The 25,581-nt window shown below is 72.3% G+C and carries 22 protein-coding genes and 1 pseudogene; 15 read left to right on the top strand and 8 right to left on the bottom strand.

Going from position 1 to position 25,581, the window contains the following annotated elements; translation table 11 throughout:
• Positions 1-112 precede the first annotated feature (112 nt).
• On the top strand, positions 113-1,006 hold the full coding sequence (locus tag ACH35V_RS16095) for an endonuclease/exonuclease/phosphatase family protein (RefSeq protein WP_395973093.1): 894 nt from the start codon (positions 113-115) through the stop codon (positions 1,004-1,006).
• A 20-nt stretch (positions 1,007-1,026) separates the two neighbouring features.
• Here the strand turns inward: ACH35V_RS16095 and ACH35V_RS16090 are convergent, their stop codons facing one another.
• From ACH35V_RS16090 to ACH35V_RS16080, 3 genes are all read right to left on the bottom strand, one after another.
• Positions 1,027-2,595, bottom strand: a complete 1,569-nt coding sequence (locus ACH35V_RS16090; RefSeq protein WP_395973092.1) for a long-chain-fatty-acid--CoA ligase — start codon at positions 2,593-2,595, stop codon at positions 1,027-1,029.
• Positions 2,596-2,671: 76 nt separating this feature from the next.
• Positions 2,672-2,842, bottom strand: a complete 171-nt coding sequence (locus ACH35V_RS16085; RefSeq protein ID WP_165964166.1) for a hypothetical protein — start codon at positions 2,840-2,842, stop codon at positions 2,672-2,674.
• Positions 2,843-2,905: 63 nt separating this feature from the next.
• Complete coding sequence (locus tag ACH35V_RS16080; protein WP_395973091.1) at positions 2,906-3,589, bottom strand: hypothetical protein; 684 nt, start codon at positions 3,587-3,589, stop codon at positions 2,906-2,908.
• A 128-nt stretch (positions 3,590-3,717) separates the two neighbouring features.
• On the opposite strand from ACH35V_RS16080, the gene ACH35V_RS16075 reads away from it, so the two are divergent.
• Together ACH35V_RS16075 and ACH35V_RS16070 are read left to right on the top strand one after the other, a co-directional pair.
• Positions 3,718-4,485 carry a response regulator gene (locus ACH35V_RS16075; protein ID WP_395973425.1) on the top strand — a complete coding sequence of 256 codons (768 nt, stop codon included), beginning with the start codon at positions 3,718-3,720 and terminating at the stop codon, positions 4,483-4,485.
• A complete protein-coding gene (locus tag ACH35V_RS16070; protein ID WP_395973089.1) occupies positions 4,482-5,597 on the top strand; it encodes a sensor histidine kinase in 1,116 nt (371 codons plus the stop codon). The genes ACH35V_RS16075 and ACH35V_RS16070 overlap by 4 nt, the downstream gene beginning before the upstream one ends.
• A 17-nt stretch (positions 5,598-5,614) precedes the next feature.
• Here ACH35V_RS16070 and ACH35V_RS16065 read toward each other — a convergent pair whose 3' ends face one another.
• Both ACH35V_RS16065 and ACH35V_RS16060 read right to left on the bottom strand, forming a co-directional pair.
• Complete coding sequence (locus ACH35V_RS16065) at positions 5,615-7,444, bottom strand: asparagine synthase-related protein (RefSeq protein ID WP_395973087.1); 1,830 nt, start codon at positions 7,442-7,444, stop codon at positions 5,615-5,617.
• A 135-nt stretch (positions 7,445-7,579) separates the two neighbouring features.
• Positions 7,580-7,939, bottom strand: a complete 360-nt coding sequence (locus ACH35V_RS16060) for a hypothetical protein (RefSeq protein ID WP_395973086.1) — start codon at positions 7,937-7,939, stop codon at positions 7,580-7,582.
• Between the two features lie 257 nt (positions 7,940-8,196).
• On the opposite strand from ACH35V_RS16060, the gene ACH35V_RS16055 reads away from it, so the two are divergent.
• The 3 genes and pseudogenes from ACH35V_RS16055 to mptB form a co-directional block, all read left to right on the top strand.
• Entirely contained in the window at positions 8,197-8,532 is a 336-nt protein-coding gene (locus ACH35V_RS16055) for an STAS domain-containing protein (RefSeq protein ID WP_395973085.1), read from the top strand.
• Positions 8,533-8,757: 225 nt separating this feature from the next.
• On the top strand, positions 8,758-9,510 hold the full coding sequence (locus ACH35V_RS16050; protein WP_395973084.1) for a glycosyltransferase family 2 protein: 753 nt from the start codon (positions 8,758-8,760) through the stop codon (positions 9,508-9,510).
• A 335-nt stretch (positions 9,511-9,845) separates the two neighbouring features.
• A pseudogene (gene mptB, locus ACH35V_RS16045) lies at positions 9,846-10,259 on the top strand (polyprenol phosphomannose-dependent alpha 1,6 mannosyltransferase MptB); the annotation flags it as partial.
• A gap of 667 nt (positions 10,260-10,926) precedes the next feature.
• Here the strand turns inward: mptB and ACH35V_RS16040 are convergent.
• On the bottom strand, positions 10,927-13,179 hold the full coding sequence (locus ACH35V_RS16040; RefSeq protein WP_395973082.1) for a hypothetical protein: 2,253 nt from the start codon (positions 13,177-13,179) through the stop codon (positions 10,927-10,929).
• 55 nt (positions 13,180-13,234) lie between these two features.
• On the opposite strand from ACH35V_RS16040, the gene ACH35V_RS16035 reads away from it, so the two are divergent.
• The 7 genes from ACH35V_RS16035 to ACH35V_RS16005 all read left to right on the top strand — a co-directional run bounded on the left by ACH35V_RS16035 (position 13,235) and on the right by ACH35V_RS16005 (position 20,953).
• Positions 13,235-14,620, top strand: a complete 1,386-nt coding sequence (locus tag ACH35V_RS16035) for a glycosyltransferase 87 family protein (RefSeq protein ID WP_395973080.1) — start codon at positions 13,235-13,237, stop codon at positions 14,618-14,620.
• The gene (locus ACH35V_RS16030; protein WP_131965901.1) at positions 14,620-15,087 is read left to right on the top strand and encodes a DUF4446 family protein; all 468 of its coding nucleotides are present in this window, start codon (positions 14,620-14,622) and stop codon (positions 15,085-15,087) included. Before ACH35V_RS16035 ends, ACH35V_RS16030 begins: the two co-directional genes overlap by 1 nt.
• A 148-nt stretch (positions 15,088-15,235) precedes the next feature.
• Positions 15,236-16,168 carry a prephenate dehydratase gene (gene pheA, locus ACH35V_RS16025; RefSeq protein ID WP_395973079.1) on the top strand — a complete coding sequence of 311 codons (933 nt, stop codon included), beginning with the start codon at positions 15,236-15,238 and terminating at the stop codon, positions 16,166-16,168.
• A 112-nt stretch (positions 16,169-16,280) separates the two neighbouring features.
• Complete coding sequence (locus tag ACH35V_RS16020; RefSeq protein WP_395973077.1) at positions 16,281-17,903, top strand: hypothetical protein; 1,623 nt, start codon at positions 16,281-16,283, stop codon at positions 17,901-17,903.
• Between the two features lie 14 nt (positions 17,904-17,917).
• Positions 17,918-18,724 (top strand): class I SAM-dependent methyltransferase, encoded by an 807-nt coding sequence (locus tag ACH35V_RS16015; protein WP_395973076.1) that lies wholly within the window; start codon positions 17,918-17,920, stop codon positions 18,722-18,724.
• An 82-nt stretch (positions 18,725-18,806) separates the two neighbouring features.
• On the top strand, positions 18,807-20,066 hold the full coding sequence (gene serS, locus ACH35V_RS16010) for a serine--tRNA ligase (protein WP_395973075.1): 1,260 nt from the start codon (positions 18,807-18,809) through the stop codon (positions 20,064-20,066).
• Positions 20,067-20,149: 83 nt separating this feature from the next.
• Positions 20,150-20,953, top strand: a complete 804-nt coding sequence (locus ACH35V_RS16005; protein WP_395973073.1) for a Cof-type HAD-IIB family hydrolase — start codon at positions 20,150-20,152, stop codon at positions 20,951-20,953.
• 361 nt (positions 20,954-21,314) lie between these two features.
• Here the strand turns inward: ACH35V_RS16005 and ACH35V_RS16000 are convergent, their stop codons facing one another.
• A complete protein-coding gene (locus ACH35V_RS16000; protein ID WP_395973072.1) occupies positions 21,315-21,854 on the bottom strand; it encodes a bacterial proteasome activator family protein in 540 nt (179 codons plus the stop codon).
• A gap of 13 nt (positions 21,855-21,867) precedes the next feature.
• Positions 21,868-22,824, bottom strand: a complete 957-nt coding sequence (locus tag ACH35V_RS15995) for an NAD(P)H-quinone oxidoreductase (protein WP_395973070.1) — start codon at positions 22,822-22,824, stop codon at positions 21,868-21,870.
• 213 nt (positions 22,825-23,037) lie between these two features.
• Here ACH35V_RS15995 and ACH35V_RS15990 point away from each other — a divergent pair, with 213 nt between their 5' ends.
• Both ACH35V_RS15990 and ACH35V_RS15985 read left to right on the top strand, forming a co-directional pair.
• Positions 23,038-25,200, top strand: coding sequence for an AAA family ATPase (locus tag ACH35V_RS15990; RefSeq protein ID WP_395973068.1), 2,163 nt, complete (start codon positions 23,038-23,040; stop codon positions 25,198-25,200).
• Positions 25,201-25,265: 65 nt separating this feature from the next.
• Positions 25,266-25,571 carry a hypothetical protein gene (locus ACH35V_RS15985; protein ID WP_395973067.1) on the top strand — a complete coding sequence of 102 codons (306 nt, stop codon included), beginning with the start codon at positions 25,266-25,268 and terminating at the stop codon, positions 25,569-25,571.
• Positions 25,572-25,581 lie beyond the last annotated feature (10 nt).

Here is a 25,581-nt window from a genome sequence, read left to right as displayed (position 1 = left end):
GTCCGGCGAAACTTCTCGCCGGGCCCCTTGGGCGGGAATCGCTGGCGCGATGCGATCTTGTTGTGGTGGGATTCCGGAATCGTCCCCGGCTGACCCCCCACCTGGAGAACGTGTGCGATCCCCCCGCGCCCTGATTCCGCTTCTCTCGATCTGCGCCGCCGCCGCGGTCGTCGCCGCCGCCGCGACCGGCGCGAGCATCGAGGGCCTGCAGGGCGACGGCGCTCCCGCGCCCGCCGCCCATGCCGACGGCGCCGCGCCGCGTCCGGAACCCGTCACGATCAACGCGATGACCTGGAACGTCTGCGGGGGCGCTGAGCCGGGCTGCCCGCTCGGCGCCGATCCGGGAGCGCTGTCCAAGCAGGTCACGCAGCGGATGCGGGCCACCGAGGTCGGCGGACGGACGGTCGCGGCGAACGCCGTCCTGCTGCAGGAGGTCTGCGAAGGGCACGTGCGTGCCTTCAAGAAGGCCGCTTCTGGGTGGGGCTGGGCGTTCGCCGCGCCGTCCAAGGGGGCGTCCTGTGCGCAGGGGCAGGGCCGTCTGGGCGTCGCGATCGGGACTGAGGCTCCGCTTGCGGGGATGGAACGTACCGAACTTCCCTCGCCTGCCGGGCGGGCGCCGGTGGCCTTGTGCGGGGAGGTCCCGTCCTGGACGACCCGGGTCTGCGTGACGCAGCTCGACCCGTCCGGGGACGCCGCGTGGCGACGCAAGCAGGCCAGCGCGCTCGCCGCTCTCGCGGGCACGGGGCGCGTGCTCTTCGGCGGCGATCTCGGCGCCGCGCCGGAGAGCCCGGCGTTCGATCCGCTGTATCGGGCGTACGAGGAATGCGACCAGTCCGGGCCGTCCCGCGCGGGCGCAATGACGCGGCAAGACTGGACGGGCGCCGCAGTGGAGAAAGCCGACTACCTCTTCATCACCAGGTCCGCCGCCGTCTCCTGCAGCGTCCCCGCCGAGCGGGCGAAGGCGTCCGACCACCGCCCCATGTCAGCGGTGATCCGCTTCCCCTAGGCCGGTTTCCCGTAGGCCGGTCAGTGGACCTGGCGGTCCTGGCCCTCCCAGTAGGGGGCGCGGAGTTCGCGTTTGAGGATCTTGCCGGTGGGGTTGCGGGGGATGGCGTCGCGGCGTTCGACCGTCGTCGGGCACTTGAAGTGCGCGAGGCGGTCGCGGCAGTGGCCGATGATGTCCTTGTCGGTGACGTCCTCCGAGGTCAGGACGACGATCGCCTTGGGCGTCTCGCCCCACTTGGCGTCCGGGACGCCGATGACCGCGCAGTCGCTGATGTCGGGATGACCCATCAGGACGTTCTCGACCTCCGCGGGGTAGATGTTCTCGCCCCCGGAGATGATCATGTCCTTGACGCGGTCGTGGATGTAGAGGTAGCCGTCCTCGTCGAGGTAGCCGGCGTCGCCCGTCCGGAACCAGTTGTCCCCGGACAGCGCGGCGGCCGTCGCCTCGGGCATGCCCCAGTAGCCCTTCATGTTCTGCGGCGTCCGGCACAGGATCTCGCCGACCTGGCCCGTGGGCAGGTCCTCCTGCGTCGCCGGGTCGACGATCCTGAGGGTGCAGGTGGGGTTGGGCAGGCCCGCGCTGCGCAGCCGGTGCGCGGCCGGGCCGTCCGGGTCGTGGTCCTCGGCGGGGAGCGTCACGATCGCGCCGGTGACCTCCGTCAGCCCGTACACCTGCATGAAGTCGGTGTCCGGCAGCATCCGCATCGCGCCGCGCAGCACGTCCTCGCTGATCGGCGACGCGCCGTACAGCATGAGCCGGAGGCTGGACATGTCGCAGGCGGTGACGTCCGGGATCAGCGGCATGAACTGCAGCAGGACCGGGACGAGGAAGATGTGCGTGACCCGGTTCCGCTCGATGCCCCGCGCGATCAGCGTCGGGTCGGGCTCGCGGGCGATCACGCCGGGCACGCCGTTGTAGATCGCGGAGATGGTGAGCATGTTGCCCGCCACGTGGTACATCGGCATCGCGACCATGAGGACGGACGTGTCGTCGACGTTCCACGTGTCGTTGGTCGCGGTCAGTGCGGCGAAGTAGTTGTCGTGCGTCAGCATCACGCCCTTGGGCAGGCCCGTGGTGCCCGACGAGTACAGCTGGGCGAAAACGTCCTCGGTGTCGGTGACGTATTCCGATTCCGACGGTGGGGTTTCGGGCGCGCCGTCGATCCAGGCCGCGTAGTCGTCGTAGCGGTCGTCTGAGCCGTCGATGACGAACAGGTGGGTCGTGTGCTGGAGTTTTTCGGCGATCGCGTCCAGGACGGGCACGAAGTCCGCTCCGACGATGAAGACCTTCGCCTGCGCGTCGTTGACGATGTAGGCGACCTCGTCCGGCGCCAGCCGGTAGTTCACCGGGACCTGGACGGCGCCGATCCGCGGCGCGCCGAAGAGCTGCTCGGCGTATTCGAGCGAGTTCTTGTCGAGGATCGCGACCCGGTCGCCGGACCCGACGCCGGCGGCGGCGAGCGCGGCCGCGACGCGGTCGGCGCGCCGGTCGAAGTCGCCGTAGGTGATCTCGGTGTCGCCCGCGATGTAGGCGACACGGCCCGGATGCGAGCGTGCCCGCTCGCGCAGCGTCTCCGTCAGACCCGGCACGGTAGGTCCCTTCGCCGATGACCGCCTGGTTGTCCCGGCATCATGCGGTCACCGGCGTGGCCCCGGCAAGGGCCTGCTAACGACTTTTGGACATCTTGGACACGGCGGTGACGGCGAGCACCACCAGGACCGCGACGAAGCCGATGAAGAAGAAGAACTTCAGCATCGACAGGATCGCGCCGATGGCGGTCATCGCGAGCCATATCGCGAGGATGACGCCGATGACGGTCAGGATCGTCTTACCCATGACCCCAACCGTATGCGGTCGTCCCGCGAAGGTCATCACTCTTGGGGACGACCCTGGACCGCCTCAGCCCCCGCCGTACGGCGGAGCACCACCCTGAGACCCGCCCGGGGGCGCACCCTGACCTGGACCAGGACCAGGGCCGAAACCGGGACCGGGTGGAGCCTGGTACGGCGGCGGAGGCTGCATCGGCTGGCCCTGCATCGGCTGCCCGGGGACGCCAGGCTGGCCGAAGTGCTGTCCTGGCGCCTGGCCGAAGTGCTGTCCTGGCGCCTGGCCGAAGGGCTGGCCGGACGGGTGGCGCGGGGCGAGGCTGCTCGCGACCATCAGCACCCGCAGCCCGCCGATCGCCCCGGCCGCCAGCGGCGCCAGCAGGTCCCAGGCGTCGAAGTGCGGCTTCAGCACCTCGATGACGTAGTCGCCGGGGGCCCCTCCGTGGGTGAACGTGTAGAGGAGCAGACCGACCCGGATGCCGACGAAGAGGGCGACGATCGCGGCGATCGCGGCGGCGATCGGCGCGACCGGGCCGCGCGGGCGGGTGAGCATGAGCCCGACCGCCGTGAAGACGCCGACGATCACGCACTGCAGCGCGTAGTAGGCGGTGGAGTGCCGGAGGTGCGCCAGCACGTCCGTCTGGTAGACGGCGGCGAACGTCATGATCGTGCCGACGGCGGTCGCGACCGCGCCGCCGAGGAGGATCAGGGCGATGACCCCGCCGGCGGGGGTGGCGGTGCGGGTGGGAGCGGCCATCGGGCCATTAAAGCGACGATCCCCCCGTGATGCGACGTAGGCGACGCGTGTCGTGATCAGTTCCTTACAGGGTGATGACGTGCGAACCGGAACGGCCGCGGTGGCCGTAGCGTGAGGACGTGAACTCCGTGTCCCATGCCGGCCGCGTCCTGGTGGTCGACGACGACCCGACGGTGGCCGAGGTCGTCGCCCGCTACCTGGCCCGCGACGGGCACGACGTGGTCTGCGTCGCGGACGGCCCGGCGGCGCTGCGCAGGGCCAGGTCCCTGGACGATCCGCCGGACCTCGTCGTCCTCGACCTGATGCTGCCCGGGATGGACGGCCTGGAGGTGTGCCGGCGGCTCCGCGAGACGTCCACGGTCCCGATCGTGATGCTGACCGCGCTCGGCACGGAGACCGACCGGCTCGTCGGCCTGGAGACCGGCGCGGACGACTACGTGACGAAGCCGTTCAGCCCGCGCGAGCTGGCCCTGCGGGTCCGGTCGGTGCTGCGGCGGGCGCGCGGGTCGCTCGTCCCGGCGGGACCGTCCGGGCTGCTCGGGCCGCTGCGTGACGGCGACCTCATCCTGGACGTCAGCGCGCACGAGGCGGGGCTGGGCAGCGAGCACCTGTCGCTCACGTCCCGCGAGTTCGACCTGCTGGCGTTCCTGCTCCGCCATCCCCGGCAGGCGTTCACCCGCGAGCAGCTGCTCGAACAGGTCTGGGACTGGACGTTCGGGGACTCCTCCACCGTCACCGTGCACGTCCGGAGGCTCCGCGAGAAGATCGAGGACGACCCGACCGCGCCCCGCCGCATCGTCACCGTCTGGGGCGTCGGCTACCGCTACGAGCCCGCGGACCGCACCGAGCCCGCGGACGGCACCGAGCCCGCGGACCGCACCGGGGACGCCGGATGATCCCGTTCGAGGATCTCCTCCTGGTGGTCTTCTACGCGGCCCTCGCCGCGCTCGTCGTCGCGGCCGTCGCGCTCGGCGCCCTGTACGCGCTGCGCGGGCGGTCGGTCGCGACGCAACTGCTGGTGGTGGGCGCGGCGACCGTGCTGGCGACCGTCTCCGGCATCCTCGTGATCTCGTTCCTGATGCTGATCAACGACCATGACCGCTCGGTCGTCCTCGCGGTGGTGATGTCCGCCGGGCTGGTCGCGATGGGCGTGTCGGTCCTGCTCGGACGCCGCCTGGTCGCCGCGAACCGGACGCTGGTGGAGGCCGTCCGCGCCGATCGGTTCCGGCCGCCGCCCGCGCGCCTGCCCGCCGAGCTGGCCGAGCTGTCGCGCGAGCTGGAGGCCGCCTACGACCGTCTCGCCGCGTCCCACGAACGGGAGCAGGCCCTGGAGACCAGCCGCCGCGAGCTGGTCGCCTGGGTGAGCCACGACCTGCGCACGCCGCTCGCCGGGCTGCGCGCGATGGCCGAGGCGCTGGAGGACGAGGTCGTCGCCGACCAGGACACCGTCCAGCGGTACCACGGGCGCATCCGCGTCGAGGTGGAGCGGCTCACCGAGATGGTGGACGACCTGTTCGAGCTGTCCCGCATCCACGCCGGGGCGCTGCGCCTGTCCCGGCAGCGCGTCGGCCTCGCGGACCTGGTCGCCGAGGCGGTCGCGGGCGCGGAGGCGCTGGCCAGGGCGAAGGGCGTCCGGCTGCACGGCGACGTCCGGGAGGGCCTGCCCGTCCAGGTGGACGCGGGCGAGCTCGGCCGCGCGCTCCGCAACCTCGTCGTCAACGCGATCAGGCACACGCCGAGCGACGGCGTCGTCGAGGTCATCGGCGAGGTGCACGGCGACGTGGCCCGGGTGACGGTGGCGGACGCCTGCGGCGGCATCCCGGAGGACGACCTGCCGCGCGTGTTCGACGTCGCGTTCCGCGGCGAGGCGGCCCGGACGCCGGGCGGCGGCGCGGGGCTCGGGCTCGCGATCGCGCGCGGCATCGTCGAGGCCCACGCGGGCGAGATCGGCGTCGCCAACGAAGGGCCCGGCTGCCGCTTCGAGGTCCGCCTTCCCCTCACGGTCTGAGGTCGGCACCGGCTGAGTCAGGCGGCCGGGATCGGGATCTCCACCGCGGGCAGCTTCGGGGCGGGCCCGCGCCATTCGCCCGACAGCAGCACGCTGAGCGTGTACACGTGCCAGATCTGCTTCGACCACCGGCGGCCGGTCGTGTCGGCCAGCACGTCCGCCATCGCCTGCCGGTCGACGAGCTCGAACAGGGTCGCGGGGCCGTCCATGATCTGCTCGGTGAAGATCCGGCGGAACGCCTCGTCGCGGGACAGGCGCCAGTTGAAGGACGCCGTCCGGCCGCGCGGGGGGAGGGCCGCGCGCGTCCGCCAGGCGCGGCGGCCCGCGAGCAGGGGCCGCCGCTCCCGGTCGAAGCGCCACCGCCTGCCCTCCGGCGGGATCTGGACGAGCGCCGGCGCCAGCTCCCGCAGCAGTAAGAAGAACGGCTCCTCGCTGCGCCGCCACGACGCCGGCAGGGCCAGCACGTCCCGGATGACCCTGTTGTCGAAGAACGGGTGGTAGTACGGCGAGTTCATCAGCACCGCGCTGTGCGACCCGACGATCCAGCGTCCCGTCCGGTAGAAGAGGTACAGCTTGTCCAGGACGTCGAAGCCGTCCCGTTCCGCCCGGTCGGTCCAGCGGGCGTGCTCGGCGGCGGCGAGCGCGTTCGCCGCCGGCGTCATGATCGGCTCCGCCGCGCGGAAGATCAGCCGGACGCGGGCGAGCAGCCCGTCGTTGCTGATGTCGTCCTGGTCGTACAGGAAGCCGCCGCGGAACGTCTCCCCGCCCGACCCGGACGCCTGCGGGACGAGGCTGTACCGGCGGTACGAGTTCACCTGCTCGTAGGCCGAGTTCATCCCCTCGCACATCCGGACGACGTGATGCGCCCGCCTCAGCGGATGCTGGACGGCCACGGTGTCGCGGCTCGGCTCCGGGACCGTCAGGCTCACGCGGTGCTCGACGCCGAGCGCCGCCGCGACCCGGCCGCCGAGGAGCACGTCCGGCTCGTCCGCGAACCCGTGGGTGGACGCGCTGAACGGCACCCCCGCCGCCGACAGCGCCGCCGCCATCAGCCTGCTGTCCCGCCCGCCCGACAGCGACAGCGACACCGCCTCGCGATGCCGCGCCAGCGGCTCGGCCGCGGCCGCGAGCGACTCCGCGAGCGGCCGGACGGCCCGCGCGCGGCCCGCCGCCTCGCGGGGCGCCGGCTCCGTCCGCGGCGCCGGCAGCCGGCGGATCACGGTCGGCTCGCCCGGCGCGGCCTCGAACACGGTCGCCGCGGGAAGGGCCGTCACGCCGCGGAACGGGGTGTCGTCGTTGGTGAAGAACCCGTGCCGGACGAGCGGGTGCAGCGCCTCCACCGCGAGGTCGACGGACGGGTCGGCCAGCCCCGTCTCCAGCGCCCGCGCCACCAGATGGACGAGCAGCGCGCGGGACCCGGCGATCCGGACGCCCCGCGTCTCGGCGTGGTAGACGGGGCAGACCCGGGCGATCGCGGTCGCCGCGGTGACGCCCTCGTCGCCGGCCCGGAAGGCCGCGAAGACGCCGCCCAGCTCGGCGGTGACGTCCCCGAGGTCGTCCTTGGCGAGCAGGGCGTCCGCGTCGTGTCCGGGGTCGGTGAGGTAGCCGCAGTACCCGAGGACGCGGCCCGGCCTGCCGGTGAGGATGCCGGGCAGCAGCTCGTGCTCGGGCTCGTTGGACCAGCCGAGGAGCGCCGCGCCGCCGCCGGGCGCGGTCCAGGACGCGGACGTCACCACGTCCGCCGGGACGGGGAAGGCCTCGCCCACGGCGCGGTGCGCGGCCTCGAACAGCAGGGGCGCGAGCCGTTCACGGCCTCGGCGGGCGGACAGAGCGAGATAGACGCGCACGAGCACTCCCCACGCGGGCGGGACCCTACGACATCCGGTCCCCTCACCCGGCGGGACGACATCCGCATGACGGCCGCGCGGCCACTCGGTGAACAGATCCTGATTTCTGCTACACGGAGTGACTGTCGTGTTGCGCTACTGGTCGAGCGTCTCCGCCATCGCGCGGAACGTCGGGCAGGGCCACCGCGCCATGCAGGCGCGGCACCGCCGGATCGGGCTGCCGGGATCGCTGGTGATGCCGCCGGCCTCCTGCGGGCGGTGCAGGTCGAGCAGCCGGACGCCGAGGTCGGCGAACGCGATGACCTCCTCGCGGGCGCCGGACAGGAAGGCGATGTCCTCGCGGGACAGCCGCGTCTTGATGGGGACGAAGCCGCCCTTGTTCACCAGCCGGCTCAGATACTGGGTGGACGAACGCCACGAGCTGGATTTCGCCGAACGCGCCCGGATCGTCTCCAGGCGTTCGCGCAGCCGCGTCTCCCTCGGATCCGCCTTCATGTGCGGCGCACCCCCTCACGCATGTGCCCCTGCCGCTGTTGCACTCGTCCAGCCTCCCCTACTCCCGGGCTCCGCGAGACGGGAACCGCCGAGTTCCCCCAGAGCGGGGCTCCGGCCTGGACTGACGGTGAAATCGCAATATCACGGTGCGTAGTTCTCAAAGCGTACGGGACTGCCCGAGCGGCGACACGCCCGCCCCGCAGGGGACTTGGCGAACTGTCTGGTCCGCGGGCCGTTCCCGAGATAGTGTGCCGGACGTGGAGCTAAACGTCTCGACCGCGTCTCAGGAGGGTCACGCCGTCGTCACGGCGACCGGTGAACTCGACCTCTACACCGCGCCCAGGTTGCAGGCGGCCCTCGCGGGCCTCCTGCGCGAACAGGTCGACCGTATCGTGGTCGACCTGAGCGGCGTCGAGTTCTGCGACTCGACCGGCATGAACGTGCTGCTCGCTGCCATGAAACGGCTCAAGGAGCAGGGCGGCTCGCTCGAGCTCGCCGCCCCGCGCCCGGCCGTCCGGCGCATCTTGCAGGTCACCGGGCTCGACACGGTCTTCACCGTGACCGACGCCGCACCCGCCATGGACGCGGGCTGAAACCGTCCCGCATCCGACACCCCGCCTATCCCGCCTATTCACCCCGCCTACCGCTCGTTCGCCCGGCCTTACCCCCCCGCCCAGTCGTCCGGCGAGCGAGCGCCCGACCGCTGATCGTCCCTCCGGTTAACGCCGGGGGGCGTCCGCTGTGCCTGCCGGTAACGGGTTGAACCGTTCCCCGCCGCGACGCCCGCCGCACCGGCAACCCCGACTACGATCGCCGATATGCAGGACCTAGCGGTGATCATCCCGGCCAAGGACGAAGCCGACCGCATCGCGGCCACCGTCAAGGCCGCGCACGAACTCCCCGGCGCGGGCCTCGTCGTCGTGGTCGACGACGGCTCCTCCGACGGGACGGGCCGCGCCGCCCGCGAGGCCGGGGCGCGGGTCGTCCGGCACAGCCGCAACCGCGGCAAGGGCGCCGCGATGGAGAGCGGCGCCGATGCCGCCCGGCTGCTCGACGAGGGCCGCGACCAGCCCCGCCACCTGCTCTTCCTGGACGCCGACCTCGCCGATACCGCCCGCGAGGCCGCGCCCCTCGCCGAACCCGTCCTGGCCGGCGACGCCGACATGACCATCGCCGTGTTCACCACCACGGTGAAGCTCGGCGGGCACGGGTTCGTCGTCCGGCTGTCCCGCGACGGGATCCGCCGCGCCACCGGCTGGGAGGCCACCGCGCCCCTCAACGGGCAGCGCTGCCTGACCCGCGCCGCGTTCGACGCCGCGCTGCCGCTCGCCGCCGGGTTCGGCGTCGAGACCGCGCTCACCATCGACCTGCTCCGCCAGGGCTTCCGCGTCACCGAGGTCGAGGTCCCGCTCGCGCACCGCGCCACCGGCACCGACTGGCGGGCCCAGCTGCACCGCGCCCGGCAGTTCCGGGACGTGGCCAGGGCGCTCGCCGTCCGCGACCCGGCGGCCGCCACGGTGACCCGGCGGGTGACGCGGCGCCTGGACGGCCTGCGCGGCAGCCGCCCGTGACCCGACTCGGAACGGGCGGGCCGGGCCGAATCGGGCTGGGCCGGATCGGGCTCGGCGGCATCGGGCTCGGCGGCATCGGGCTCAGCCTGGCGTGCTTCCTCACGACCGCCCTGCTGGGCCCGTCGGTGTTCCAGCCCGCGCTGGGCGGCCCGCCCGCCGAGCCGCCCTACTCGCTGGACGTCCACCCGTCGCCGTACCTGGTCATCGGCCTCGTCGTCGCGGGCGTCGTCGCGGGCGCGGCCGGGCTCTCCCTGTGCTTCGTCGCCGTCCGGAGGGGCTGGCGGGTCGGGGCGCGGCCGCTGGTGATCGCCGGGCTGCTCGCCGCCGTCGCGTTCATGGCCATGCCGCCGGTCGGGTCCACCGACCACCTCAACTACGCCTCGTACGGGCGGATGGCGGCGACCGGCCACGACCCGTACGCCACCCGCGCCGTCGACCTGCCGAAGGACCCCGTCGCCGGGGCGCCGGAGGAATGGCGCACGACGCCGTCGGTGTACGGGCCGATCGCCACCGGCGAGCAGGCGTTCGCCGCGTGGGTCGGCAGCGGGTCCGTGCGGCTGACCGTGTTCGTCCTGTCGGTCGTGAACACGCTCGCGTTCGCGATCACCGCGCTGATCCTCTACCGGACGTCCAGGACCGAGGAACGGCGGCTCCGGACCGCGCTGCTGTGGACGTGCAACCCGCTGGTCCTGTTCCACCTGGTCTCGGGCGCGCACAACGACGTCCTCGCGATCGCGCCGATGGTCGCCGCGCTCGCCGTCTTCAGCGGGCGGGCGCGTCCCGGCTGGGTGCGGGCGCTCGGGGCGGGCATGCTCGCGGGCGCCGGCGCGGCGATCAAGGTGCCGGCGGCGCTCGTCGGCGCCGGTCCCGCCTGGGCGCTGCTCCGCGAGGCGTGGACGGAACGCCGCTGGCGCTCCATCGGCGGCCTCGCCGCGCTGTTCGGCGGAGCCGGGGCCGTCACCGCGATCTCCTACGCGCTCGCCGGGCCGCACGCCCTCGACCAGGTGCGGGAGGCGAGCGACATGGTCTCGTTCGCCACCCCCTGGCATCTCGTCGACGAGTTCCTCGGCCGCGGCTCGCAGCGCACCATCATCAAGACGGGCGCCCTGCTGGTCGGGCTCGCGCTGTTCGCGATGCTCGTCCGCGTCCTGCCCGCGGACGACACCAAGCTCGGGGAGCCGCTCTCGCGGGACGCCGAGAACCGCCGGGTCGCGGCCGCGTTCGTCCTCGCCTGGCTCCTCGCCGCCCCCTACGCGCTGCCCTGGTACGACGGGTTCGGCTGGGCGGTGCTGGCCCTGCTGCCCTGGACGCGGGTCGACTGGATCCTCCTCGCCCACACCACCGCGCTCAGCCTCGCCTACCTCCCGGCCCGCGCCCCGGCCCGCATCAAGCTCCCGGACGACCTGTCCTGGCTGTTCACCGTCGTTCGGCCGACCGTCGTTCCGTGGACGCTGCTGCTGATCCTGACGGCGCTGGTGGTTCAGAGTCTTCGTTCCACAAGTCGATCTCCAGCGACCGGACGCCCGCGGCGAGCATCAGCGGAGTCGACAGGCTGAACGCCACCGACAGGATCACCACGCCCGAGTCGTTCACCAGCATCCCGATCACGCCGACCGTCAGCGCGCACAGCAGCGCCGGACGCATCGTCACGCTGTGCTCGTACGCGCGCTGCAGCAGCGACACCCGCCACCGCGTCGGCCGCGCAAGGACGAAGAACAGGAACCCGATCGCGGCGGCGAGCGGCAGCGTGAACGGCCAGTACCCGAGGCTGTTCAGCATCGCGTTGAACTTCCGGACGACCACGCCCCACGCGTCGCCGTCCACGAGGTCCTGCCAGAACCGGCCGAGGTGCGTCGGGTTGGCGCTCCTGGAGTTCAGGTACGAGATGAACAGCACCAGCACGGCGCCGGCCAGGCAGAACAGCGCGAGCTTCAGCGGCGAGACGCGCCGTCCCGTCACCATCAGGCCGAGCACCGCGAACGCCGGGACCATCGCCAGCACGCCGCCGAAGTCGCTGCCCCACGCCGGGAGACCGTCCACCGCGACGGCGAACGCGCCGATCGCCGCGACGATCCCGAGCGCGAGCGTCTTGCGGCCCGCGCGCAGCGGGTACTCCGTCAGCCACGCCGCCGTCAGGATCGACGCGACGGCGAACAGCGAGAACGCCTGGTTGCCGAAGCCGTAGAACCGTCCGGCGACCAGCGCCGTGTACCCCATCAGCGTGTTCAGCTGGAGGCCCGACCCGGTCATCACGTCCAGCGCCAGGACGAGCGCCGTCACCAGCGTGATCACCAGTCCGGGCGCGAACGCGGACCGCCGCCACGGACCGGCCAGCGCCACCCCCGTGAGCAGCCCCGCGAAACCGAGGACGGTGCAGATCAGGATGGCCGTCGCGTTCTCGGCCCGCCACCACGGCAGCAGCCCCGCGAGGAACGACGCGCCGGTCGCCGCGCCGCCGAGCAGCGCGATCACGCGGGTGCCGCCGAGGATCCGCGCCCGGGAGCTGCGGTCGCCGCCGAGCCGCCGCAGCGCGAGCGCCGCGATCCCGTACAGGACGAGCTGCGTCGCGAACAGCACCCAGTAGAACGACGTCTGGACGCTGCGGATCGCCTGCGCGGCGACGTCCTCGTCCTCCAGCGCCTCGACCCGCTCCTGGATCGGCGCCGACGACGGCTGCGACCGCCACACCGACCCGACGGCCTCCTTCGGCTGCCGCAGCCCGAGCAGCTTCAACGCCGTCGCGGTCATGTCGGTGAGCGTGACGAGACCGTCCTGCCGGGTGGCGCTGGACGTCATGTACCCGGGCCCGTACTGCCCGCCGGTCCCCTTGGTCTGCGCGATGGCGACGCGGAGGTGCGGTTCGACGCTCACGTCGGACAGACCCGCCAGCAGCACGGTCGTCCCATCCGGGACTCCGGTCATGACCTGCTCGACTCGGCGGTCCGCGGCGGCAGCGGCGTCGGCGCGCTTGCGCTCCGACAGCGGCTCCTGCTCGCCCTCGATGTCGACGCCCGCGTCGATGTAGGCGCGGAACAGGTCGTCGACGTCCACGGCCGCGAGCGGGCAGCGCGCCCAGTCGGCGGCGGTCACGCGGTCGGGCGTCCCGACGTAGCGGTCCACCCGGCCGCCGCCGTCGCCGACCCCGAACACCGCGCCGGGCCCGACCGCCAGCGTGCAGCCGCCCGCCGCCTTGACGGCGTCGCCGAGCAGCCCGATCTGGGCGTGGTAGTTGGTGTCGGCGTTGTCGCTCTTGATCGCCGGCCAGCCGGGCGCGATGGCCCCGCCCACCGGCGGCGGGCCCGTGGGGGAGGGCTGGCCGGGCAGGATCGGCGCGGCAGGGAGCGCGCAGTTCCCGTGCGGCAGCCGGGACCGCTGCCCCGCCGACAGCGTCAGCCAGCCGTCCGTCGGGCACGTGTTGACCCTCGTCGTCCGGACGCTGAGCCCGGCGGCGGACCCCCCGGCGGTCAGCCCCCAGAGCGCGGGCGTCTTCTCCCGGTCGATGTCGCTCCACATCAGCCCCGGAACCCCGACCACCACGACCCGCCCGCCCGCCACCTCGGCACGCGCGGCGGACGGTCCGGAGAGCACGGGCGGCGCGAGGCTGATCGCGGTGAACGCCGTGACGAGGGTGGCGAGGAACATAGCGATCTTGGCTCCCCGCGAAGTCATGGCGCTCAGGCTACAAGAGCCCGATGACGGCCGGAGTGGCCATATCCTGCGGGCTGTGGACGGTCCCAAGGCGCAGATGGTCGGCGAAGCGGATGCCGAGGGCGGCCGCGCCCAGGAACCATCCGGCGACCGGACGGCCGAGCCCGCCCGCCCCGCCGGCGCCGCCGGGCGGCGCAGGACGGCGGGGGATCTGCTGATCGTCCTGGCGGGCGTGGTCGTCGCGGCCGTCGCGATGGCGCCGATCCTCACCCGCTGGCTCGGCAACGAGCCCGACCAGCGGCTCGTCGACCTGGAGGTCTACCGGGACGGCGGACGGGCCATCCTGCGCGGCGCCCCGCTGTACGACGTCCTCACGCAGCCGCCGCAGCTCCTGCCGTTCACGTATCCGCCGTTCTCGGCCGTCCTCGCCGTCCCGTTCACGGTCATGTCCTGGCGGGCCGCGCAGCTGGTGTGGACGGCCCTGATCTGCCTCGCGCTGGTGATCTGCGTCTGCTACGCGTTCCGCGACCTCCTCCGCCGCGCCGGACGCTGGGCGCCGCTCGCCGCAGGCGTCCTGGTCGGGGCGATGGCGTGGCTCGACCCCGTCCGGGACCAGTTCCGGTTCGGGCAGGTCGGGCTGTTCCTCCTCGCGATGTGCCTGGCCGACTGCTGCGCCCGCACGCCCCGCTGGCCGCGCGGGATGCTCGTCGGCCTCGCGCTGGCGATCAAGCTGGTGCCGGGCGTCTTCCTGATCTACTTCCTGATCACCGGACGGCGGGACGCCTTCGGGAACGCGCTGCTCACGGCCGCCGCCGCGACGCTCGGGGCGTTCGCGCTGCTGCCGTCCGACTCGTCCGACTACTGGTTCGGGGCGCTGCTGCAGGGCGGCGACCGGACGGGCGCGGTCGACGGCACGACCAACCAGGCCGTCCACGGGATCGTCGCGCGGATCCTGGACGAGGGGCCCGCCCGCACGCTCGTGTGGCTCCTCCTCGCGCTGATCGTGGCGTGGTACGGCTTCGCGTGGGCCCGCCGCGCGTCCGAGGCCGCCGATCTCCACTCCGGACCGGAGTCCTACAGCCTGGTGCTCGCGGCGGTCGCGATCGTGGGGCTGCTGTCGGTCGTCCTGTCCCCGGTGGGCTGGATCCACCATCTTGTGTGGATGATCGCGGTGTTCGGTGCTTTGGCCGGTGATGCCCGGGACACGCGAAGATGTCTTTTCGCGCTGGGTCTCTGGCTGCTGTTCCTGTTCCCGATCCCCTGGTGGGGACGGTCGCTGATCGGCCCGGAGCACTCCGCCGTCTCGGTTTTCGCGGGCCAGGTCGTGCGTGACGTGTTCGGCGTCGCGGCCCTCGCGTCGATCGTCGTCCTCGGAACCTGGCTGGTCGAACGGATCGAACCGCGGCTCCGGCGCGAAGATCCTTCGCAACCCGAGGCCGGGGTGGGTACGCTCAGCCCGTGATGCTTGTCGCGGTGGCCGTCGCGGGCCTGGTCGCCGGGGTTGCGGGGCTGTCCATCGCCGTGGTCGCCCACAACCGGGTGAACCAGGTCGTCGACGAGTGCGGGGAAATGCTCAGGCGCCAGCTCCAGGTCGCCAGTGGCTCGGCGGACGAGCGCGCGCTGCGCGACCTCGCCATCGTCCACTACGACGCCCTCAAGGAGATGTCCGGGCACCGGTCCTTCTCGCTCGCAGTGATCAACGCGGTCGGGGACGGGATCGTCATCAGCTCGATCAACGGGCGAACCGAGACGCGGACCTACGCCAAGGCCGTCCAGGGCGGGCACCCGGTCGAGATGCTCTCGCCCGAGGAGAACCAGGCCCTGCGCGCCGCCCGCCTGGGCAAGGGCCCCATCGTGTCGATGGACGACCCCCTGCCCGACTTCGGCAGCGGCAACGGCGACCGCAGCGCCCCCACCGCCCGCGCCTGACCGCGTGATCCGTGCCTGACAGCGCCGCCCGCTTCTGACAGCGGCTGACGGACGGCCTTGACCGGCCGCGCAGTAGACTCGGCATCCTCACCTCGCATACCGGCGAGGCGCAGCCCGCCCACCAGGAACGCACGCATCGGGAGTACCCGTGACCGCAGACGACAGGCCAGCGCGCTACGCCTACCTGGGTCCGCAGGGCACGTTCACCGAGGCCGCGCTCCTGACCATCCCGGGCGCGGCCGAAGCGGAGCACCTCCCGCTCGCGACCGTCCCGGCCGTGCTGGACGCCCTCCGCCGCGGCGACGCCGACACCGCCGTCGTCGCGCTGGAGAACTCCGTCGAGGGCTCCGTCCCGACCACGCTGGACGAGCTGGCCACCGGCGAGCCGCTCCAGATCGTCGGCGAGATCCATCTGCCGGTGTCGTTCGCGCTGCTCGTCCGGCCCGGCACGGAACTGGGCGACATCAAGACCGTCGCGTCCCACCCGATCGCGCAGCCGCAGTGCCGCCGCTGGCTGCTGGGCAACGTCCCGGACGCCGAATGGCGCGCAGCGACATCCAACGCCGAGGCCGCCCAGCACGTCGCCGACGGCCACTACGACGCCGCCCTCGCCGGCTCGTTCGCGGCGTCCCGCTACGGCCTGTCCATCCTCGCCGAAGACATCCACGACGTCGCCGACGCCGTGACCCGCTTCGTCGTCCTGCACCGTCCCTGCACGCCGCCCGTGCCCACCGGCACGGACAAGACGACCGTCGTCGCGTTCATCGGCGAGGACCACCCGGGCGCCCTGCTGGAGATCCTCACCGAGTTCTCCGTCCGCGGCATCAACCTGACCCTGATCCAGTCGCGCCCCACCGGCGCCGGCCTCGGCTCCTACCTGTTCTGGATGGACTTCGAGGGCCACGTCGCCGACGCCCGCGTCGGCGAGGCCCTGATGGGCCTGCGCCGCGTCTGCTCCGACGTCCGCTTCGTCGGCTCCTACGCCCGCGCCGACCAGATCCGCCCCGAGATCCGCCGCGGCACCCACGACGACGACTTCACCGAAGCCGCCGCCTGGGTCGAGTCGATCCGCACCGGCTGACCCCGACCGGCGCCGCGGCCCCGACCGCGACCGAACCGTGATCACTCCAGGCCAACCGCCTGTGGATCTTGGACGTCTCCATTGCACAGTTTCAGTGGAGAGGTCACCTGCCGTGCGTCGATATTCGGCTCTGCTCGCGACGGCTGCGCTCGCAGCTTCGGTTCTGCTCGTCCCGAACGCCGCTCACGCGGACGTGAAGGACGCCTTCCTGACGGTCGACTTCGACCAGTTGGCCAGGGACCGGGTGGCCAAGCTCAGCTTGAGGGCCAAGTCGGTCAGTGGGGTCACGAGCGTCCGGGGGTTCATGCGCTATCAGGAACTCACCGCTGAGCCCTACGCCTCCTTCGACCTCACGCGGACGGAGGGGACGGACAACGACGGCGTCTGGCAGGCCGAGTACCGTCCCGACATCAAGATCCGGCCCGGCTACACCTACGTCGACGTGGTGGTCACCACAGCGGATGGCCTGACGCGGACGCTGCGGCGCCTGATGGACGACTGCTACACGACCACGATCAGCGGTTTCACCAGCGCGCCGAGCGTCATCGACGCCGATCACCCGGACGTGACCATGAGCGGCCGGGTCCTCGTCCAGAAGGTTCGTGAGGACGCTCCCGAACCTCTGGCGGGCGGGACGGTCAGGACCGTGACGGACGTCGAGACGACGACGGGCGGCGACGGCTCGTTCACGGTGAAATCCAGCGGTGTGCCGTACGCGAGCATCACCGTTCCCCGGCAGGGGCAGCTCTGCCCGGCCTACCAGAGCGCCTCCCTCATCGTGAACAAGCAGGCCACGGAGATCACCGCGCAGATAAAGCCGGCGTCGACGGTGGCGCCGTACACGCGGATGGCCGTCGACGGCAAGGTCCTCCGGTACGGGGCCGCCGGGCTCGTACCCGCGGCCAACGCACAGGTCCAGGTCGAGGTGCCCAGCGCGTTGATGGACCTTGGAGGCGGCATCGGCACCTCGGTGCGGACCGCCGCGGACGGAACCTTCCACACCTACTTCACGGCAGCGCGGGAGGCGGGGAAGTCCGGCACGGTGACCGCACGGGTTCTGGACGAGGGATTCTACGTCGGCAGCCAGACCAGCCTCGGGTCGCTGAACATCCGGAACATCTCCGAGATCACCGGCTTCGACGCCTTCCCCGAACCCCACGCCTACGGCGACTCCCTCAGCGTGCACGGGACGCTTCTCGTCAAGCCGGACTTCACCAACGTCAGCGACTTGCCGGTGGTCCTCGAGTACTCGCCGGACGGCAAGACGTGGACGACCGTCCAGAGCCAGACGATGTCCCGTCCGGGGAACTTCTACTTCAACACCCCCACACCCGTGAACAAGGACGGGTACTGGCGCGCCCGGTACGCGGGCAGCGAGCTCAACACGCCGGCCGTCGCCCCGGCCGACTACATCGACGTGAAGTACCGGACGCAGTGGTACGACTTCAACGCCTCGCCCGAGCCGGTGCAGAAGGGCGGGACGATCACGGTCAAGGGGCTGCTCTACCGGTTCCGTGACGTGGCGGGACCGGGCCCGAACGCGCCGGTGTACGTCTACTTCAAGCGCGCGGGCTCGACGACGTGGACGCAGATGGCCGCGACGACGACCGACAGCAGCGGGTGGTTCCGCAAGACGTTCAAGGCGTCCGCGGACGGCTACTGGATGGCGTCCTACAAGGGCAGCAGCAGCTACTACCCGTCGGACACGCCGGCGGACTACGTCGACGTGCGCTGACGTACTCTGCGTAGGTGACCAAGGATTTCGATCTTTACGAGCGGGAACTGTGGGCCGGGCGCGCCACCGCGTACGAGCGGGGGTTCGCACGGCTCACCCGTTACATGGTCGGTCCGCTGCTGGACGCCGCGGGTGTCGCGGACGGGACGCGGTTCCTCGACGTCGGCACCGGGCCGGGGTTCGTGTCGCAGGGGGCGGCGGAGCGCGGGGCGGCGGTGTCGGCGATGGACGCCGACCCCGGCATGGCGGACACGGCACGCCGGAACGTTCCCGGGCTGGACGTGCACGTCGCCGCGCTGCCCGACGTGCCGTTCCCGGACGGGACGTTCGACGCCGTCGCCGGGAACTTCGTCATCAACCACGTCGGCTCGCCCGGCGTGGCGATCGGAGAGCTGCGGCGCGTTCTGCGGCCGGGCGGGCGGCTGGCGCTGACCTGCTGGCTGATGCCGGGCAGCGGGGCCCTCGGGGTCGTCCGGGAGGCGATCGAGGAGGCGGGCGTGCCGTGGCCGGAGGACGTCCCTGAGCCGCCGTTCATGCGGTACGGCGAGCCGGTCGCGTTCCAGCGGCTGGTGGCGGAGGCCGGGGTCGGCGAGGTCGCCGTCGAAGAGGTGACGTGGGAGCACGTCGTCGACCCCGAGGACTGGTGGGAGACGGGCGCGCTGTCCAAGGTCGGCAGCAACGGCTACATCGTCGGGCGGCAGGACGCCAAGACCGTCGCGCGGATCAAGGAGGCCTACGACGGGATCGTCCGGGCCTACGCGGTCGCGGACGGCCAGGTCGCGCTGCCCGCGCACGCGCTGCTGGCCAGCGGCGTCCGCTGACGCCCTCGCCGGGCGGGCGAGGTTTTCCACAACCGGCGATACTCGTGCGCGGCGGAGGGGTTCGGCCGGTAGCCTCGGGTCTGTGATCGACCTGCGAGCTCTTCGAGAGGATCCCGAGCGGCTGCGCGCCTCGCAGCGCGCCCGCGGTGAGGATGACGGCGTCGTCGACCTGCTGCTCGACCTGGACGGGAGGCGCCGGACGGCGCTGACGTCGTTCGAGCGGCTGCGGGCGGAGCAGAAGAGTTTCGGCAAGTCGGTGTCCAAGGCGCAGGGCGACGAGCGGCAGCAGCTGCTGACCCGCGCGAAGGAGCTGGCGCAGCAGGTCAAGGAGGCCGAGGCGGAGGCCGACCGGCTCGGCGAGGAGCTCGACGCGCTGCTGAAGGGCGTGCCGAACCTCATCGAGGACGGCGCCCCGCCCGGCGGCGAGCAGGACTTCGTCGTCCTGGAGCACGTCGGCGAGCCGGCGACGTTCGACTTCGAGCCGAAGGACCATCTGGAGCTGGGCGAGAGCCTCGGCGCCATCGACATGGAGCGCGGCGCGAAGGTGTCCGGCGCGCGGTTCTACTACCTGACGGGCGTCGGCGCGCGGCTGCAGTACGCGCTGCTGAACCTCGCCATGGAGCAGGCGGTCGCGTCCGGGTTCGTCCCGATGTACCCGCCGGTGCTGGTGAAGCCGGAGGCGATGGAGGGCACCGGGTTCCTCGGCGCGCACGCCGCCGAGGTGTACCAGCTTCCGCAGGACGAGCTGTACCTGGTCGGGACGTCCGAGGTGCCGCTCGCCGCGTACCACATGAACGAGATCATCGACGCGCTGCCGCGGCGGTACGCGGCGTGGTCGTCGTGCTTCCGTCGCGAGGCCGGCTCCTACGGGAAGGACACGCGCGGCATCATCCGCGTCCACCAGTTCGACAAGGTGGAGATGTTCTCCTACTGCGACCCCGCCGACGCGCACGCCGAGCACCTGCGGCTGCTGGAGTGGGAGAAGGAGATGCTCGCCAAGGTCGAGATCCCGTACCGGGTGATCGACGTGGCGGCGGGCGACCTCGGGTCCAGCGCGGCGCGCAAGTACGACTGCGAGGCGTGGGTGCCGTCGCAGGGCACGTACCGGGAGGTCACGTCCACGTCCAACTGCACCGAGTTCCAGGCCCGGCGCCTGTCGGTCCGGTTCAAGGACGACGGCGGCAAGAGCCGCCCGGTCGCGACGCTGAACGGGACGCTCGCGACGACCCGCTGGATGGTCGCGATCCTGGAGAACCACCAGCAGGCGGACGGCACGGTCCGCGTGCCGGAGGCGCTCCAGAAGTTCATCGGGCTGGACGTCCTGGAGCCCGTCAAACGGTAAGCCGCCGGGAATCCCGTCGGATATGTCGCCTAGGGTGGGTCTGACCTGCCCTGGAAGGTGCCATGACCCAAGCCTCGCCACGCATGATCGCCACCGATCTGGACGGGACGATCGTGCGCTCCGACGGGACGCTCTCCGACCGGACCATCGCCGCCCTGGCCCGCGTCGAACGGGCCGGGGCGGTGCTCGTGATGGTGACCGGCCGGCCGCCGCGCTGGATGACGGAGGTCGCCGCCGCCGTCCGCCACCACGGCGTCGCGATCTGCGCCAACGGCGCCGTCGTGTACGACCTGCACACCGACACCGTCCTGCGCACCTCGGAGATCGCCCCCGACGTGATCGCCGAGACGGTCGGACGGCTCCGCGCGCTCGTCCCCGAACTGCGGTTCGCCGTCGAGCACCCGACCGGGTTCGTCTTCGAGACCACCTACAACCTGGGCCGCTGGGACGCCGAGGCCCTCGGCGGACGCCCCGTCGACGCGGCCCGGCTCGCCGACCGCAGCGGCACCAAGCTGCTCGCGTACCACGCCGAGGCCGACGCCGACGAGCTCACCGAGAAGGCCGTGGCGGCCGTCGGCGACCTCGTGACCGTGACGAACTCGTCCGGGCGAGGGCTGCTGGAGATGAGCGCGCACGGCGTCACCAAGGCCAGCGCGCTGGCCGCGCTGTGCGCCGAGCACGAGATCGCGTCCGACGACGTCGTCGCCTTCGGCGACCAGCTGAACGACCTGCCGATGCTCACCTGGGCGGGCACCTCCTACGCGGTCGCGAACGCGCACCCACTGGTACTGGCCGCCGTCACGCACAAGACGTCCACCAACGACGAAGACGGCGTCGCAGAAGTCCTCGAACGCCTCTACCCCACTGACCCCGCCGACCCCGCCTAGGCGTGAGACGTCCCGGCGACGTCATGACATGAGAAACGGCCGCCGCCCCTAGGGCCCGCAAGTCAACTTGCGGGCCTGGCCTGGAGTCGGCCGATGTTCACCTGGGCGAGTGCTTCGTCCGCGGTCGCGAGGGCTCATCCGCTTGTGGCGGCGGCGGTCACGCACGAGACGTCCAGCGACGACGATGGCGGCGTCGCGGAGCCCGGCGCGGAGGCCCGGCGTGGGGGGCCGGCGCGGAGGCCCGGCGTGGGGGTTGCGGTGGGGTTGTGACATGGGGACGGCCGCCTCCGCGTGAGTTCGCAAGGCAGGCAGGCAGGCTTGCGAAGCGTGTCGTGGGAGGCGGCCGTTGTCGTTCGCGTTGCTACAGGTAGGGGCCGGAGGAGTGGGAGCCGGGCTGGTCGTCTTCGGCGCCGGGGGGCATCATTCCGGCGGGGAGGGCGCGGCGCATCTGCTCGAGCTGGGCGCGGGCCGCCATCTGCTGGGCGAACAGCGTCGTCTGGATGCCGTGGAACAGGCCCTCCAGCCAGCCGACGAGCTGCGCCTGCGCGATCCGCAGCTCCGACTCGCTCGGGACCGTGCCCTCCGTGAACGGCAGCGACAGCCGCTCCAGCTCCTCGACCAGCTCCGGCGCGAGACCGTCCTCCAGCTCCTTGATGGACGACTTGTGGATCTCCCGCAGCCGGGCCCGGCTCGCCTCGTCCAGCGGGGCGGCCTTGACCTCGTCCAGCAGCTGCCGGATCATCCCGCCGATCCGCATCACCTTCGCGGGCTGCTCGACCATGTCGGTGATCGACTTGCCCTCGGGCTCGCCCTCGCCGCCGCCCTCGACGGCGATGCCGTTCGGGCCGAGCACGAGCACCTGCGGTTCCTGTTCAGACTGCTTCTTGGAAGGCTCGCTCATAATCCCTTCATCCTCACACGGTCAGCAGGATCTTGCCGATATGACCGCTCTCTTCGAGCAGCCGGTGCGCGCTCGCCGCGTCCGCCATCGGGATCCGCCGGTCGACGACCGTCCGGACGGCGCCCGACTCCAGCAGCGGCCACACATGCTCCCGGACCCCGGCCACGATCTCCGCCTTCTCCTCCAGCGGACGGGACCGCAGCGTCGTCGCGTGCACCAGGGCGCGTTTGCGGAGCAGCTTGCCGATGTCCAGCTCAGCCTTCGCGCCGCCCTGGAGCCCGATGACCATGAGACGGCCGCCGGTGGCGAGCGCGTCCACGTTCCTGGCGAGGTACTTGGCGCCGATCAGGTCGAGGATCACGTCGTAGGGGCTGCTGTCGACGAAGTCGTCCTCGCGGTAGTTCACGGTCACGTCCGCGCCGAGCTCCCGGCAACGGGCGGCCTTCTCCGCGCTGCCGACCGTCGTCACCACCCGCGCGCCGCGCGCCTTGGCGAGCTGGATCGCGAGGGTCCCGATGCCGCTGCCGCCGCCGTGGACGAGGAGGGTCTCCCCGGCGCGCAGCCCGCCGAGCATGAAGACGTTCGACCACACCGTGCACGAGACTTCGGGGAGCCCGGCCGCGTCCACCAGGTCCACGCCGCGCGGCACGGGCAGGACCTGCGCCGCCGGAACCGCGACGCGTTCTGCGTACCCGCCGCCGGTGAGCAGCGCGCACACCTCGTCGCCGGGGGCCGGGCCGGTCACGTCCGCGCCGAGTTCGGCCACCGTTCCCGACACTTCCAGGCCCGGATACGGCGGGGCGCCCTCCGGCGGCGGGTAGAACCCCATACGCTGCATGACGTCGGCGCGGTTGACCGCGCTCGCCGCCACGTCGATCAGCACCTCGCCGGGCTTCGGCGCCGGATCCGGAACCCGCGTCCACTCCAGGACGCCGGGGTCGCCCGGCTCGCGGATGACGATCGCATGCATACCGGCAACGCTACCGGGGGTCGGCCGCGGAACGGTCCGTCACGGACGCCGCCGGACGCCGCCGGGTGGGCTGCCGCGGCCTCGCCCGCGACGCCGCAAACGTCGATCTCCACTGTGGATGCGTGCTATTGGCGCACGGGTATCCTGCGTGGGGGCCATTTTGCCCACCCGCACCGTGTTGATCATAAGAGGCGTGCCCGAGGGGGAAGAACGGTGGCAAGGAACGAGCACGACGGGCGTTCCCTTGAGGAGCGGCTGGCCTCTCTGGACGCGATGAGCGGGGATCAGACCGGGCAGGTACCCGTCCCACCGCCTCCCGGCGCCGAAGGCCCCGAAAGCGGCGGACAGGCCCCGCAGCAGGCCCCGCAGACTCCGCCGCAGGCGCCCGCCGAGCAGGAGAACGCGCCGCCGGACGAAGCCGCCCAGCCCCACCCCCTGCCGCAGCCTCCGACCGAGCAGAACGACCCCAACGCCAACCCCTGGCTCGCAGCGCCGCCGCCCATGTTCCAGCAGCCCCCCGAGAACTTCCCGTCCGAGAACTTCGGCCCGCCGCAGCCCCCGCCGTACGAAGGCGGGTCCGCGCCGCAGCCGTTCGACGGGGGGATGCTGCCGCCTCCGCCGTACTCCGCTCCGGGCGGCTACCAGGGTTACGACCAGCCCCAGCCCCCGCAGGGCGCCCCGCAGCCCCCGCAGGGCGCCCCGCAACCGCCGCAGGGCGCTCCGCAACCGCAGGCGCCGTACCCGCCGCCGCAGCAGCCGCAGCAGCCGCAGTACGACGCCAACGGCAACACCGCGCCTCCCCTCGAACAGTTGCCGCCCTACCCGTCCGACCAGTTCCCCCAGCAGCAGGACGCCGAGGCGACCGTCCAGCCGTACCAGCCGATCGATCCCGCGACCGGCCAGCCCTACCCGCAGGACACCGACGCCGCCGGCAGGCCGTACGTCCCGTTCGACCTCCAGACCGGCCAGCCCCTGTCCCCCGAAACCGGCCGGCCGTACCAGCAGGCCGACCCGAACACCGGCCAGCCGTACGCCCAGTACGACCCCAACACCGGGCAGCCCTACCAGCAGTTCGATCCGAACACTGGTCAGCCCTACCAGCAGTTTGACCCGGCTACGGGACAGCCGTACGCGCAGGATCCAAACGCGGGCGGACAGCAGTACGCACCGGTGGATCCCAACCAGGGCCAGACCTACCAGCAGGTCGACCCGAACACCGGTCAGCCGTATCAGCAGTTCGATCCGAACACCGGGCAGCCCTACCAGCAGTTTGACCCGGCTACAGGACAGCCGTACGCGCAGGACCCGAATGCTGGCGGACAGCAGTACCCGGCGGTCGACCCCAACACCGGGCAGCCTCTGCAGGGGTACGGCTATCCCGCGCAGCAGCAGGCGCCCCAGCAGATGCCGCAGCAGCAAATGCCGCAGCAGCCGCAGAACGCCGACAGCCTCAGTTCTGAGAACCTGCTCGGCGAGCGCCGCATCGCGCCTTCGTCCGGTTGGCGGCGTGCCGTTTACAAGGCGACCGCGGGCAACATCCATCCGGGGGAGTCGCAGGGCGACGTCCGCCGCAAGGACCTCATCGCCCGGGCGCGCACCATGGTGGCGGGCGGGCATCACCGGGTCGCCGTCATGTCGCTGAAGGGCGGCGTCGGCAAGACGACCACCACGACCGGGCTCGGCTCCATGCTGGGGTCGCTGCGCGGCGACACCGTGATCGCGGTGGACGCCAACCCGGACCGCGGGACGCTGTCGGACAAGGTCCGGCTGGAGACGGCCGCGACCGTCCGCGACCTGCTCAACAACCGGGACCGGATCCAGCGGTACGCCGACGTCCGGGCGTTCACCTCGCAGAACAACGCCCGGCTCGAAGTGCTGGCGTCCGACCGCGACCCGGCGGTCAGCGAGGCGTTCAGCGCGGACGACTACGCCGCCGTGGCCGTCGTCCTGGAGCAGTACTACTCGATCTGCATCACCGACTGCGGGACGGGGCTGCTGCACTCCGCGATGGCGGGCGTGCTCAGCCTCGCGGACCAGCTCGTCCTCGTCAGCTCCCCGTCGGTGGACGGCGCCCGTTCCGCGAGCGCAACGCTGGACTGGCTGGAGGCGCACGACCACGGCCATCTCGTCCGCAACGGCGTGGTCGTGCTGTCGATGGTCCGCAACCGGACCCGCAGCCAGGTCGACCTGGACAAGCTCCAGGCGCATTTCGAGAGCCGCTGCCGCGCCGTCGTCCGCATCCCGTACGACGACCACCTGGAGGAGGGGGCCGAGGTGGAACTGGAGCAGCTCGCCCCCGCGACACGCGAGGCGTACCTGACGCTTGCCGCAGTGGTCGGTGACGGGTTCGCGTACCAGCGTCCCGTCCAGCCCTGACGCGGCGGTCGGCGGCGGTGCTGGTGTGCGAGGTCTGCGGGACGCCTCTGAACGACCGGCGTGACGTGTCTTCTGACGAGGTCTGGAACTGCGTGGAATGCGACGCCGTGTACGACGACGTCCGGCGGATGGACGGTGTGCTGCTGCGCCGCCGCCCTTTCCCGCCCGCCGATCAGCGGTGGGCGGGCGCGTCCGGCGAGGCGGGCGTGGAGCACGCCGTGACGTACGAGGCCACGCTCTGCGGGATCGACCGCGACGCCGTCATCGTCATGCGCCACTTCTGGTCGGCCGCCAAGCCCGGCGCGTGCGCGGAATGCCGGACGGTGGCGGACGGGCGCGTCGCCCGCTGGCCCGCCGAGACCGGACGCTAGGGTCCCGACC

Origin of the sequence: Actinomadura sp. 1N219 (assembly GCF_044326405.1) — a bacterium.
Lineage (GTDB): Bacteria > Actinomycetota > Actinomycetes > Streptosporangiales > Streptosporangiaceae > Spirillospora.
This window is presented reverse-complemented; position numbering and strand designations above follow the sequence as displayed.

What these genes read in the sequence shown, in the direction of transcription:
- ACH35V_RS16080 (WP_395973091.1), bottom strand. Translation starts at nt 3,589, where the DNA reads ATGGCCGCTCCCACCCGCACCGCCACCCCCGCCGGCGGGGTCATCGCC.
- ACH35V_RS16070 (WP_395973089.1), top strand. Translation starts at nt 4,482, where the DNA reads ATGATCCCGTTCGAGGATCTCCTCCTGGTGGTCTTCTACGCGGCCCTC.
- ACH35V_RS16085 (WP_165964166.1), bottom strand. Translation starts at nt 2,842, where the DNA reads ATGGGTAAGACGATCCTGACCGTCATCGGCGTCATCCTCGCGATATGG.
- ACH35V_RS16030 (WP_131965901.1), top strand. Translation starts at nt 14,620, where the DNA reads ATGCTTGTCGCGGTGGCCGTCGCGGGCCTGGTCGCCGGGGTTGCGGGG.
- ACH35V_RS16005 (WP_395973073.1), top strand. Translation starts at nt 20,150, where the DNA reads ATGATCGCCACCGATCTGGACGGGACGATCGTGCGCTCCGACGGGACG.
- ACH35V_RS15995 (WP_395973070.1), bottom strand. Translation starts at nt 22,824, where the DNA reads ATGCATGCGATCGTCATCCGCGAGCCGGGCGACCCCGGCGTCCTGGAG.
- ACH35V_RS16060 (WP_395973086.1), bottom strand. Translation starts at nt 7,939, where the DNA reads ATGAAGGCGGATCCGAGGGAGACGCGGCTGCGCGAACGCCTGGAGACG.
- ACH35V_RS16040 (WP_395973082.1), bottom strand. Translation starts at nt 13,179, where the DNA reads ATGACTTCGCGGGGAGCCAAGATCGCTATGTTCCTCGCCACCCTCGTC.
- ACH35V_RS16050 (WP_395973084.1), top strand. Translation starts at nt 8,758, where the DNA reads ATGCAGGACCTAGCGGTGATCATCCCGGCCAAGGACGAAGCCGACCGC.
- ACH35V_RS16000 (WP_395973072.1), bottom strand. Translation starts at nt 21,854, where the DNA reads ATGAGCGAGCCTTCCAAGAAGCAGTCTGAACAGGAACCGCAGGTGCTC.